This window comes from Lysinibacillus sp. 10T31 (assembly GCF_056394365.1).
Map to the genome: position 1 here is coordinate 107,529 of NZ_JBFTHS010000001.1, position 12,014 is coordinate 119,542.

Genomic DNA, 12,014 nt, shown 5'->3' on the forward strand with positions numbered 1-12,014 from the left:
TTTTATGTCCTCCTACAACAAAGCACTCAAAATCAATGATTCTGAGTGCCTTCTAAGTTATCCAGCATACAACTGGCAGGAAGCTACTCCACTTCAAAACGTTGTGAAGGTTTGTATTCTTCACAGGGTGGCTTCATCTGAATATGTTTCACTTTATTTCTTTTCTGCTGCAATTCGCTTCTCTAATTCTTCAGTTAACGCTGCTAATTCATGCTCAAGACGATGCGTAAATTCCTCGCGTCCTTCTTTACCTTTACCAGTTACATAAAACGGCTCTCCGTAAATTAGATAACCCTTTCCACGCTTTAAAACGTCGCCAGCGTTACGCGCACCAACGTAAGCGGCTGGTACAATTTGAGCTTTAGACAATTGTGCTATAGTAATTGCACCTTGCTTTAAATCCGTACCCTCAGCATTTCGTGTACCAGATGGGAAAATCCCTACGATTTTACCCTCTTTTAATAACTGTGAAGGGATTTTAATAACACTTGGTCCTGGATTGTCACGGTCAACCGGAAAGGCATTTAAACGCTCGATAAGCCAGCCAAGGCCTTTTATATCAAACAATTGCTTTTTAGCCATAAAGTGAATTTCTCGAGGAGTCATTGAAACCCCAAGGTTTAAAATATCAACATAGCCCGTGTGTGTACATGCAATAATAAACCCACCTTCCTTCGGTAAGTTTTGCTCCTCATATACACGCGCCTTTGAGCCCGTTAATTTTAATATCACTTTGACAAGATTTGCTATAAATTTATACACTGTTTCATCCTACCTTATTCAATAGTTATCCCCATTGTAATCGAAAAGACCAGTATATCGCAATTACATATAAAATAACTAGACTCTTCCGACTAATACATCAACATCAATAGTAATTTCATTTAACTGTATATTGGCTTCTTCTTTTTTATGCCAGCCCATTGGTGTCATTTCAAGCAGTGCCGGGACAAGCTCTGTAGCTAGCGGTACTGTATAAGTTATACGTTCTACACTAACATCAGCAAAGCTTTCTTTAAAACGAGCAACTATTTGTTCATTTGAATATGACTCTTTTGTAGAATCCGCATATAATTGTGCTCGAAGCTCATGTAAGTATCCACTTTGAGGAACAACCTTAACAACACAACCATTGTGAGTTAATAGACGTTTAAATTCTTCGTAATTGGCGGGTGATAAAATATTTAATATAGCATCGAAGCTTGATTTTGCAAAGGGACTTTTCGCTAAATCGCCAACACACCAAATTTGCTCTGGATAATGTCGAGATGCAGCAAGTATGCCTTCTTTCGCTATATCAATACCAATGCCAATACTGTTACCTCTTTTATCCTCCATAATACGGGCTAAATGTGAACCCTCACCACACCCTGTATCGAGCACGGTTTCTGCTTTAGCAATTAGCTCTCCGATTTTATCTTCTACTAAATCATAGATGCCACTATCAATAACCGCTTTTCTAGATTCAAAGAGATCTTTACTGTACTTAGAAACCGCACCGTGTGTCAGCATATTGACGTAGCCCTGTTTGGCAATATCAAAAGAATGATTTGAGGAACATACTAATCTACCCTGCTCAAATATAACCATTGACTCCTGACAAATTGGACAAGCAAAAAGTGTCATATTTTTATCCATTAAGGCTGCCCCTGCAGCTCTTTTAGAAAGTGCTCCCATTAATTTGCCTCCTTCTGTTCTGTAGGTGAAACAAGTGCGAAACGCTCCCACTTACGACTTCTCCATCTAAAGTATACGATAATAGCTCGCATCCATTCATCTGCCGAAATCGCTAGCCAAATACCTACTAATCCCCAATCTAAAACGAAGACAAACAAGTAACCTAGTGGGAGGCTCATACATACCATTGATAAGAAACCGATTTTCACCGGGAATCTTGCATCCCCTGAGGCACGCAATGAGTTAATAACTACAATATTCATTGTACGCCCTGTTTCAAGTAGAATGCTTAATGCTAGGACAGAAGCACCTATGGCTATGACCTCTGGATTATCAGTGAAAACGTGCATAAGCTGCTTACGGAATATCGTCACAACTACAACCATAGTTATCGTAAAGGCAAAAGCTGCTCGTACACTTATCCAAAGCTGATGATAAGCTTGATCTTTTTTACCAGCACCGACATTTCGTCCAATAATTATAGCTGTGCCCGTCCCGATTGCAATCGCAAATAAATACGTAAACATCGAAATATTCATAGCATATTGTCTTGCAGCAAGTGTCTCTGAGCCTAAATACGTTGCATAATAAAGGAAGACAATCTGACAGAACTGATAAAGCACCTGCTCAAATGCTGACGGTAAGCCTATATTTAATATTTTTCGAACATATTCCTTTGAAAACTCGAAATAATACTCTAGCTTTACTCTTACTTCCATGACTTGATACAACAGCCAGAAAAACACAAGAACTGCTAATCCCCGACTTACAACTGAGGAAATAGCCGCTCCTTTTACACCTAACTCCGGTAATCCTAGGTTACCAAAGATTAAACCGTAGTTTAATACAACGTGTAGCACATTCATACCTAGTGATACATACATCGTTTGCTTTGTCCATCCATGTACACGGATAATCGCTGCTAACGCATTTATAATTGCCTGTAAAAAAATAAAACTTCCTATGATTACTAAATAGCTTTGTGCATACTTAAGCACTTCTCCCTGCAAGTTCATCATGGTCATTAAATGACTCGAAAAGAAGAAAAATAAGACACTCATCATTAGTCCAACGACCAAATTCATCGTTACTGCTAAAGCGGAAATTTTCGCAGCTTCAAAAAAGCGCCTTGAACCTAAGTATTGAGATACAACAATGGAAGCACCATTACCAACTACCTCAAGTATTAAAATTGCAATATGAATATACTGATTGGCTGCACCAACCCCTGATACTGCATTATCTGATAAAGCACTGAGCATAAAAGTATCTGCTAGTCCCATTAACATAAATAAAAATACTTCTAAAAAGATCGGCCACGTTAAATGGAACAAACTTAACTTATCCGTCTCTTTTATATCACTTTCTTTTAATGTGTCTGACAATTTCAACTTCTCCTATACGCTTCGCTTTCGGTACAAATAAATTACCGCCCATTACCGCGGGATTAAAATATATAGTATCGTATCATAGATTATTAGGGTGTAAAGAGTTTTTATTATGAAACATTGTAAAGCTAGTACAATACGTAAAAAATCCCTCTCACGACTTTATGTGAAAGGGTTTCTTATTATATTAAGCAATAGTCCTGCAATTGCTTTCGTTTTTCTGCTGTTAAGCCAAACTCTTGCTCTAAAAAAGCGGTCTTAGAGCCATATCGGTTATCCATCGCATTAAATGCTGCTTGTAAATAGTCCTCACGAGCAGACATCAAGGCGTAAAATTGCTGTAATTCTCGATCGCTATAATCATGCTGAATTGTCTGAGCCATTCGTTCTACTAAGGGACTTAGATGTACATTTGTATCTAAATAGTCCTCCATTATCGTTTCCTCAGGTACATCTAAAGCAAGTAAAATAAGTGCGCTGCCAATACCTGTTCGATCTTTCCCGACCGCACAATGATGAACAAGCCCTAAATTTTTAGGATGTTGAATCGTTGCTATTAACTTTTTAAACGAGTCATTATTAAAAGGCATTTGTGCATAAAATTCTCGGAACATCTCTGGACTTACAACCTTATAAAAATCTTTCCCACCAGTGTTTGTAGGCATCTCAAAAGCATGATTTCCCTTTGCTGGCATTTGAATATACTTGGCATATGAAAATACCGGATTAGGATTATTTTGAGCCTCATGGTTGTCTCGATAATCAAAAATTGTTTTCACACCTAACGTTTCAAATAGCTCTTTATCCGCTTTCGTCATTTTACCAAGTGCTGCTGAACGATATATCAAACCATTCTTAACAGCGCGTCCATCTCTCGACTTGTAACCACCCATATCACGAAAATTATAAACTGCTTCAAACGGAACAATCTTCATATCAAACCGTTTCACTCACTGCACCTCTCTCTGATAGCAAGCATTCTTATCTCTATTTTATAGAACAATTCGATATAATACCAATTTTCGCACTAGGAAATGTCATACGCTACTTAAAGCGATGAGGTGATTTATTTGAGCGCTTCTTTATCGAAGCGGAGGAGGTGGCCGTGTTACCTGATCACTTCTTCATCAAAGCTGAGCGGTTATCCACCTTACCCGATCACTTTTTCTCCAAAGCGGAGCAGTTATCCACTCTACCCGATCACTTTTTCTTCAAAGCGGAGCAGTTATCCACTCTACCCGATCACTTTTTCTTCAAAGCGGAGCAGTTATCCACCTTACCCGATCACTTTTTCATTAAAGCGGAGCAGTTATCCACTCTACCTGATCACTTTTTCTCCAAACCGGAGCAGTTATCCACTCTACCTGATCACTTTTTCTTCAAAGCGGAGCAGTTATCCACTCTACCTGATCACTTTTCTTCAAAGCGGAGCAGTTATCCACCTTACCCGATCACTTTTCCTTCCAAACGGAGCGGTGTCTAGGAATCTTCCTAGTAATGCGCTTTCTACCAGCGTAATCACCCATCAAAAAAGCTGCCCATAAAGGACAGCTCCAAAATACTCTTTTCAATATAGACTATTTAAATAACTCAGGGTATGCTGCTTTTGCTATTAACTCAACAGCTTCGCCAATACGTGGACCCGGACGATTTGAAATATCAGTATCTATATAGTAAACCGCTTTATTTTGAATGGCAGTGATTGAATTCCATCCATCACGAGAAAGGATTTCTGCCGCTGGGTTTTCCGTATAGTTTACTGTTGTTAAAATGATATCAGGGTTTTTCGCAATGACATCTTCCTCAGATACCTTTGCCCAGCTTTGAAGGTCAGCAAAAACGTTGTTCACTTTTGCAGCATCTAAAATCTCTTGTTGGAATGTACCAGAACCAGGTGTATATATGTCTGGCTTCGGACTAATTTCTAAATAGATATTTTTTGGTTCTTTCACATCTTTAACTTTTGCTTGGACTTCTGCAATTTTACCCTTAATATCATCATTTAACTTGTCGCCTTTATCTTTGATTCCCATAACTGTTGCGATTTGTTGGATATCCCCGTACACATCATCAAATGTTTTTGCCGATTGAATGGCAAACACTTTAATACCTGCATCTTCGAGACCTTTTAAGGCATTTAAGTTTTCTTCATCGCCACCAGTTGTATAGGCAATAACAACATCTGGCTTTAACGCTAAAATACGCTCGCTATTGAATGTTGTAGAATTAGAAACACGCTCAATTTTTTGCGCTTCTTCTGGATACGTATCAAACTCAGTCGCACCAACGATTTTATCACCTACACCTAGAGCAAATAAAATTTCTGTATTACTTGGTTGTAATGAAACAATAGTTTTAGGTACTGCATCAAACGCTACTTCTACGCCTCGGTCATCCTTAACTTTATAGCTAGTTTTTTCAACTTGTTGATCTTCTTTAGAAATAGTCTCTTTATTAGTATCTTCTTTCGCGCCACAGCCAACTAAAACAAGTGCCAGCATCAACACAGAAAGCCATTGTAGCTTAAACATTTTCTTCATTTTATCGATTCTCCTTTTTCTTTTTCATCGGGTATGACTTACTAATAAACGGTATTTCAGCAATACCAGCATGCTGATTCATAAAGACAGCCATTACAAAAAAAACATTGGCTAGTAATCCTAAATAATCAAAGAGAATAGCAGGTACTTCCCGTTCTTCAGATACTTTGTGCAAAACACGATATGATTTTTTCGCCTCACTACGGCATAAATGTAATGCAGTAGCAGCCTCTGTTCCTTGAGGTAATACAAAGTTTTGTATTTCCTCCCTAACATGACTTACATAAAAATCATAACGATCACTTAGCCAAGCCAAATCATCTTCGGTCACCGCTAATTTACCTCGGACTGAGCCATTTACATGGTAAGCCATTGGCAAAATAGCTAGTAAATCAACTTCTACTACCTCTACCGTTTCCTTTTTCACCGCCGCCAAGGCGACGCCAATATGTGTTGAAAGGCTATCCGTTCGAATTTCAAAATCTACCGTTGATGCCTTTTCACGCATAAATGGATAACAAGAATAACGCGCATCTTTTTTCAAATCTAAGTCCCCGCTTTCCTTCGTGAAAAATCCTTACTTTATTCACACCTTTTTTAGGATTTCATTAGGTGAAAGATAAGTGTACATAAAAAAACGTTGTTCCCACTCCTAAGGAAACAACGAAAATAACATAAATAGTGTCGAATAGACACGACATAGCCTATGTAATTGCCGCATATTCTCCTAGCTTCCGAAGAGTTATCATACGTTCAAACAAAGGTCGGTCTCCTGGCTTGTACAGTTCACTACATTCAATCAAGTTGTGGGTCATAAAAACCTTCCCATCAGATAAATTCGACAGTGGTATATCTTTATGATTCCTGTACTTACAGTTGCGGAAACAGCTTCGGTTTTCCACCGAATTCCCGATATGCTATAGTTCAGCACCCTTATTCTGCAAGAATTATTCACTTGTAAAGCAGTTTAACATAGATTAATAGGAAAAAATAGCTGTGGAATTAGAATAAACAAATACGATGGATAAAAATCATGCAGGTATTACCTTATGCACGCGGGTGGTTTCATTGCCCCCACGATATTTCTCATGCTCGTGCAGGTATTTGTTATACTTCATAGATTGAAGTTATAAAAGCTATCTCTCAACGAAAGAAATTGCGCAAAAAACAGCTATTTTATAACTTTTAACGGATGGCATTCTTATATTTCTTTTTGTATTTAACATCTTTTTCTTCTTCAATTAAACGCTGTGCAATCTCTAGTAGTTTCGGGTCTTTCGTTGCATCAAATAGCTTTTTAAAAGATACAATAATATCATAGCGTATCAATGACGGGTGCTTTTCGTCTAAGCATATTTGAAATCTTTTCGCCAAATATGACACGACTAAATCTCTTTGTACCTGCCCTGCTAAACCTATTCTCCAAATCGCCTGCAAAGTATGCCTCGCAGTTTCTGTTCTTTCATCATACGTTACTGCCCAAATCTTTAAAAAGTCCTCTAATACCCTTTCTTCAGGGTCGCTTTTTGCTGCCAATGCGCATAAAAATTGTGCAGCACTTGCACGCACATGCCCATTTTTGTATGTAAGAGCCTGAACAAGTTGTTCCCAAACTGAATATGTCCAATCAACTGGTTCCTGCATAATTTTCATTAATTCTTCGTATGATTTGTATTGAATATCACGGTCATGCTCTGTTAAATTACTAAAAAGTTGTAAAATCTCTTTTTCCATGATTCATCCCTACCTTTATTGTTTCAGAACGCAAAAATGGCAAACTTGTAAGTATTGTGTTAATTTCTATCATTTGTTACTTTACTACTGCGAAACTAAAGTCACAAATGATTTTAACTTCTTTCAGTAATTATTTTCTGTTATATTTCAAAATTATCAGAAATGAGGATCAATATGCAAGGAAACATTTCTTTCGGCTATTAAAGAAAAATTTTACGTGTTAGCTTTATGATTGGAGTTTGCCCCCAAAAACACACCATAACGATGACAATTATTATATGGATAATTGATGCTATACTTTTCATCGGCTCTATTTTCATTCTAGTAACTGGGAATATCGTAGTAAATATATCTACTTATGTAAATTTATTCATCACAGATGTTATTTTACTCATTATTCATTGAGTAGTCGAGCCTAAATTAATGGATAACTAATATCCGGTTGTATGATTGGTTTACTCGCAGAATCTTAAATACCGTCAAATAATAAAAAAGGTCATCTTTGTAATTTCTTTTACAAAGATAACCTTTTTGCTATTTAAACCGTCTATATAATAGTAAGGCTTATTGAATACGACCGAAGCCTACTAAATATTGATTCCACCAATCAAGTGATTCAATGACAACACCATTATTTTGAGCATCGATCATCGTGTTGTTTCCTAAGTAAATACCTACATGCGCTATGCCTGAACCATAGCTGAAGAATACTAGGTCACCTACACGTGCTTCACTTGCTGAAATACGTTGTGTTGCTAAATATTGTTGTGATGCTGTACGTGGTAAAGATACGCCTGCTTGTTTGTAAGACCATTGTACAAGACCTGAACAGTCAAATCCTGTTGATGGGTTACTGCCGCCCCAAACATAGCTACGGCCTAAGAATTGCTTTGCAGTTGAAATTGCATCACCTGAAGATGCAGTACCTGAACCTGAACCAACAACGACTTTTTGTGGTGATTTTACATTGTCCGCTTTGTTGCTGTTGTTAGCGTTGCTATTGTTATCGTTACTGTTACTGTTACTGTTATCGTTATTGTTTGTCGCTTGTACTACTGGAGTAGCTGCTTGAAGTGCACGTAAACGAGCTGCTTCTTCCTCTGCTGCTTTACGTTCTGCTTCTAAACGTTCTTCTTCTTGTTTCGTTGCAATTTGTGCCTTTAATGCAAGAGATTTCGCTTCATTTTCAGCTTTTTTTACTTCCATTTCGCTTTCCTTTTGTTGAAGCTCTTGGAATTGCTTTTGAAGCTCTTTTTGTTTTTCATCTAATGTTGTTTTTTGTTGCTCTAAGTTAGTCTTATCTGCTTCTTGTTGATCTACTAATTCTTGGTCAGCATCCATTAATGTTTTTACCGCTACGACACGGTCCATTAAATCTGCAAAGCTTTTCGATTCAAGAACAGCACTTAAATATATACCTACAGTGTTATCTTGCGCTTGGTATGCAGCCATACGTTCACTTAAAATTGTTGAACGTTGCTCAATACGTTTTTTAGTATCTACAATATTTGCATCAACTTCTTTAATATCTGCTTGTACTTTGTTAAATACTTTTACTTTTTCATCGATCTCTTTTTGTAAATTAGTTAATTCTTCTTGTAGCTTTTTAACCTCTGTATCTATTTTAGCTTTCTTATCAATCATTTGTTGAGATGTCTCTTCTGCGTGTACTACGGTTGGTTGAACTGTATTAAATAATAAGCCGCCAGCTAGTGCTAATGCTAGCACCATCGACTTACGCCATTTATTGCGCTTACCCACGTTATTCTTCCCCTTCACTAGTCAATTTCGCTCTTAGTATTTTAATGTAATCACTGGAACGATTTCTATTTTTCTTCTTATATTTTATTAGCCTTTTAAAGTTTAGCATTATTAGCATAACTTTTATACTATTTCACGTCTTTTTAATCGTTTAGTAAAACTCGAAACATTCTTGTAACATTCACGTAAATTCTTATAAATTCTACAAAATTACGTTTTATTCTACATAACAACACTTTTAACTGTTTTACCATTAGACCCACTATTTACTTTGTAATGTTTTTGTAATATTTCTCGAGAACATTTTTAGAATAAAAAAAGGGTAAGGGAACATTTCCCCTACCTCAGCTCGTTGACGAAAGAATAGATATAACTAATGTGTTTTAATAAACAAAGATTGATTTTCACTCCGAGTTGGCGCGCTTCCTATTGCTTCATAGAACGTAGCGCCTGGATAGAAAGACGTACTAAAAGAATGGCACATAAAAATAATCCTAAATATGCAGCTGTATTTAAGTAAACTGCGTACGCTTCGTGAATAAATTGCGAGATTGCTAAAAGTGCTACAGAAATAATGCCAAAGGTAATACCTACTAGAAGTAAGACGAAACGGGAAAACAAATGTGTAATAAAACGAGCATTATCCTCATCCGAAAAAACATCGTGATGTAAGGTGATTTTTCCGCTCTCTACCCGTTGAATAAGCTGGTCAACGCGTCTTGGCATTTTTCGCAATGTCGGAATAAGCATTGCTAATTCTTCTTGTATACGTTCCTTTGTTGCCATCGGTTCTTTAAATGGCTTCAAGAAGGATGCTCGCATGTATTCGGATGAAAAATCTTTCGCTTCCGTAAAAATATCAAAACTTGGGTCAATTACCCGTAATGTCCCCTCCAACGTTACTAAAGAACGCAGCGCTAAACCTACTGCTGGATAGAAAGAAAGACCGAAATCACGAACAACTGTAAATAACGCATGAATTAATTCCTCTGTTGGTATTCGATCCACGTAAGAGATTTTCAAGAGAATTTGATCAATCGCTTGCTCTATCTTTACACGTTCTGCATGATCAGCATTTTCAACCAATAATGTTAAGCCGTCAAATAAAGTACACGAACTATTTAGATGGATCCCCATTAAAATTAACTTTAAGCCCTCTTGTTGTGTAGCTCCCAAACGACCAACAGCCCCAAAATCAAGAAGGATCGGTGTGGCATCCATCTCATCAATATGAATATTTCCTGGATGTGGATCTGCATGAAATATACCCGAAACAAGCATCTGTTCAATGAAGGAGTATAAAACAGTCCGTGCAAACTGCCTACGATTATTTCCTAATCGAATAAATTCAGCCTCAGCATTTGCAACGCTTTTCCCACGTACATATTCCATGACAATAATATTTTCATTACAGTATTCTATATAGACTTTAGGAATCTTCACCTTATAATCGCTTTTGGCAAGAGCATTCGTCACCTGCAATGTATTACGAGCCTCAATATCTAAATGAACTTCCTCGCGTAACCCATCAGCAAATCCTTTAGCAAGCTCTCGAAAACCAAGTGACTCAGCCCATGTAGATTTGCTTGAAAGCCAATTGGCAAACTCCTCTAAAATATCGAGATCGTCTCGCATGATTTCCTTCACTTCTGGACGTAGTAGCTTCACCACGACTTCATCAAAATTTTTCAATCGTGCCTTATGTACTTGTCCAATAGATGCTGCCGCAATAGGCTCCATTTGAAAGCTTGCAAATATTTCATTCATAGGCTTCGGAAGTGACTCTTCTAAAATTTGTGTTACCTGCTCTGACGATAAAGGCTTCACATTATGTTGTAGCTTCTCTAACTCGTCAATAAAAATAGGTGAAAACAGTTCCTTACGAGTAGAAAGTACCTGACCAAATTTAACAAATATCCCACCACATTGCTCCAAAGTTATCCTTAAAGCAATGGCAAGCTCCTTTTCATTTTCTCGTTGTCTTGCGTATTTAATCGTTTGAACAACGCCATTTGTCACTGCTATTTTTAACACCTGACGCAAACGCTTTTGCTGTCTCCAGTAGCTACGAAGGCGTAATAATAAATTTTTTTTGCCATTCCGGCGGTCCCCAGCTGTAATACCACTTGGATCAAAAAGCTCAAAAACGAGATAGAGCAACATCGAAATTAGTAGCATGCAGCCAATCCAAACAAGTGTACTGACCTCTGTCACTGTTTGCATCATTGGTTCGTATAAAAAATCTGTATGGCGTAAATAGGTATACCAGTAAACAAAGGACGTTAGCGTCACACTAATGACTACAGAAAGAACCCTACGTATAAAATTAATGTTTGAACCAATTAAACGACCACTTACAAAATAAATAAGCACTGATACAACAATGATTTCGATTAAAAATTTCAAAAAAATCAACAGCGTCACCTCCGATGCTTCTTCCTAATACTGCTAGTATAACAAATTACGACCTGTACTTCTTTTATTGTAAAGAACCAGAGAAATAGTTACTTTGATAAAGGGTGTGGTTTTATAATAGTATCTTTATTCGCTATATAGTTACCATCTATATCATAAAAAATATAATCTCCCTCTTTATGCCTAAAATTTAGACCACCACCATAACGTGTGGTTGATTTCCGTTCCGACTGGGCGCTTTCCTGGGGGCGTCCGATGAGCCGCTTCACTCGCGATGCTCGCTCCAGGGTCTCATCTGTGACGCTGATCCCCAAGGAGTCGCCCAGTCTCCACTCCAATCAACTTATATTATGTCATCCATAATTTTTTGTGATGAGCATAAAATCTGTAATAATTATTAAATATAGAAATCGAATGATAACGTGCATATATACAACCTCAGATGTAGATTTCCATCTTTAGATAAAAAAATACCTTTAGACAAAAATTATCTAAAGGT

Annotated in this window: 11 protein-coding genes and 1 riboswitch; of the genes, 1 reads left to right on the forward strand and 10 read right to left on the reverse strand. The window is 37.4% G+C overall.

The window, feature by feature from the left end; genetic code table 11:
• Positions 1 to 153: 153 nt before the first annotated feature.
• The 4 genes from AC1DCY_RS00555 to AC1DCY_RS00570 form a co-directional block, all read right to left on the reverse strand.
• Positions 154 to 762 carry a lysophospholipid acyltransferase family protein gene (locus tag AC1DCY_RS00555; RefSeq protein WP_477346480.1) on the reverse strand — a complete coding sequence of 203 codons (609 nt, stop codon included), beginning with the start codon at positions 760 to 762 and terminating at the stop codon, positions 154 to 156.
• A 78-nt stretch (positions 763 to 840) separates the two neighbouring features.
• Positions 841 to 1,677, reverse strand: coding sequence for a putative RNA methyltransferase (locus tag AC1DCY_RS00560; RefSeq protein WP_477346482.1), 837 nt, complete (start codon positions 1,675 to 1,677; stop codon positions 841 to 843).
• Complete coding sequence (locus AC1DCY_RS00565; RefSeq protein WP_477346484.1) at positions 1,677 to 3,062, reverse strand: MATE family efflux transporter; 1,386 nt, start codon at positions 3,060 to 3,062, stop codon at positions 1,677 to 1,679. The genes AC1DCY_RS00560 and AC1DCY_RS00565 overlap by 1 nt, the downstream gene beginning before the upstream one ends.
• A gap of 185 nt (positions 3,063 to 3,247) precedes the next feature.
• A complete protein-coding gene (locus AC1DCY_RS00570; protein ID WP_477346486.1) occupies positions 3,248 to 4,015 on the reverse strand; it encodes a tyrosine-protein phosphatase in 768 nt (255 codons plus the stop codon).
• 155 nt (positions 4,016 to 4,170) lie between these two features.
• On the opposite strand from AC1DCY_RS00570, the gene AC1DCY_RS00575 reads away from it, so the two are divergent.
• Positions 4,171 to 4,548 carry a hypothetical protein gene (locus AC1DCY_RS00575; protein ID WP_477346488.1) on the forward strand — a complete coding sequence of 126 codons (378 nt, stop codon included), beginning with the start codon at positions 4,171 to 4,173 and terminating at the stop codon, positions 4,546 to 4,548.
• Positions 4,549 to 4,642: 94 nt separating this feature from the next.
• Here the strand turns inward: AC1DCY_RS00575 and AC1DCY_RS00580 are convergent, their stop codons facing one another.
• From AC1DCY_RS00580 to AC1DCY_RS00605, 6 genes are all read right to left on the reverse strand, one after another.
• Positions 4,643 to 5,605, reverse strand: a complete 963-nt coding sequence (locus AC1DCY_RS00580; protein ID WP_477346489.1) for an ABC transporter substrate-binding protein — start codon at positions 5,603 to 5,605, stop codon at positions 4,643 to 4,645.
• Between the two features lies 1 nt (position 5,606).
• Complete coding sequence (locus AC1DCY_RS00585; protein ID WP_477346491.1) at positions 5,607 to 6,149, reverse strand: hypothetical protein; 543 nt, start codon at positions 6,147 to 6,149, stop codon at positions 5,607 to 5,609.
• Between the two features lie 201 nt (positions 6,150 to 6,350).
• Positions 6,351 to 6,556: riboswitch (cobalamin riboswitch) on the reverse strand.
• 234 nt (positions 6,557 to 6,790) lie between these two features.
• On the reverse strand, positions 6,791 to 7,339 hold the full coding sequence (locus AC1DCY_RS00590) for a hypothetical protein (RefSeq protein WP_477346493.1): 549 nt from the start codon (positions 7,337 to 7,339) through the stop codon (positions 6,791 to 6,793).
• A 564-nt stretch (positions 7,340 to 7,903) separates the two neighbouring features.
• On the reverse strand, positions 7,904 to 9,118 hold the full coding sequence (locus AC1DCY_RS00595) for a C40 family peptidase (protein WP_477346495.1): 1,215 nt from the start codon (positions 9,116 to 9,118) through the stop codon (positions 7,904 to 7,906).
• Positions 9,119 to 9,526: 408 nt separating this feature from the next.
• Positions 9,527 to 11,515, reverse strand: a complete 1,989-nt coding sequence (locus AC1DCY_RS00600; RefSeq protein WP_477346497.1) for an ABC1 kinase family protein — start codon at positions 11,513 to 11,515, stop codon at positions 9,527 to 9,529.
• An 89-nt stretch (positions 11,516 to 11,604) separates the two neighbouring features.
• Positions 11,605 to 11,829, reverse strand: coding sequence for a hypothetical protein (locus AC1DCY_RS00605; protein WP_477346499.1), 225 nt, complete (start codon positions 11,827 to 11,829; stop codon positions 11,605 to 11,607).
• Positions 11,830 to 12,014 lie beyond the last annotated feature (185 nt).